This is a genomic window from Streptomyces sp. 13-12-16 (assembly GCF_002114215.1).
Classification (GTDB): Bacteria; Actinomycetota; Actinomycetes; order Streptomycetales; family Streptomycetaceae; genus Streptomyces.
This window is the reverse complement of sequence record NZ_NCTE01001390.1, coordinates 1-364: the sequence shown is the minus strand read 5'-3', so window position 1 is coordinate 364 and position 364 is coordinate 1. Positions and strand designations below refer to the sequence as shown.

At 79.4% G+C, this 364-nt stretch carries 1 protein-coding gene; it reads right to left on the bottom strand.

Annotated features, from left to right (window positions below):
* Nucleotides 1-364, bottom strand: a 364-nt coding sequence (locus B7767_RS41290) for a molybdopterin cofactor-binding domain-containing protein (protein WP_143652970.1), incomplete at both ends; no start/stop codon positions are given.

The following is a 364-nucleotide window of genomic DNA, read 5'->3' as shown; positions in this document are numbered from 1 at the left end:
CGGCCCGAGCCGGTCCCGCAGTTCCCCGGCGGCGGCCGTGATCGCCCAGGCCCAGGAGCGGGTGCCCATGGAGCCGCCCGCGATCCCCGCCGGACCGAAGTCGCTGTCGCCGATGTGCACCCGGACCCGGTCGGGCGCCACCCGAAGCGCGTCGGCGGCCACCAGGGTGAGCGCCGTGCGCGCCCCGGTGCCGATGTCGGCCGCGGCGATCCGCACGGTGAAAGTGCCGTCCGCCTCCGCGGTCACCGCGGCCGTCGACGGAAGGGCGCCCGAGGGGAAGGAGGCCGCGGCCGTGCCCGTGCCGAGCAGCCAGCGTCCCTCGCGGCGCGTCCCCGGGCGCGGGTCACGGCCGGCCCAGCCGAAG